At 62.4% G+C, this 234-nt stretch carries 1 protein-coding gene; it reads right to left on the minus strand.

From position 1 onward, the window contains the following. A partial coding sequence (locus NZN28_RS13260; protein WP_295398917.1) for a type I CRISPR-associated protein Cas7 occupies positions 1-140 on the minus strand: 140 nt, incomplete at its 3' end. Positions 141-234 lie beyond the last annotated feature (94 nt).

Below are 234 nucleotides of genomic sequence, written 5' to 3' on the forward strand. Positions count from 1 at the left end.
GCCACATCGCTCACCAGGCCGTGGCCGTCCTCGGGGTCTACGCGGGGGGCGTTGCCACTGTCCGGGTCGCCGTTGGGGTTGCCGTCCTGCACGTCGAAAAAGAGGAGGAACTCGTAGCGGTTTTGGATAGGATTAGACATGGCGGGACTCCTTCTGAAGTGGGTTTACTCCTGGAAAAGGGCGCTCTGTTCTGTTTCGGGGCTGGCCGGTGGGTCGTCCTTCTTGGTGCGGCTG

The organism is Meiothermus sp., from assembly GCF_025056915.1.
Taxonomy (GTDB): Bacteria; Deinococcota; Deinococci; order Deinococcales; family Thermaceae; genus Meiothermus.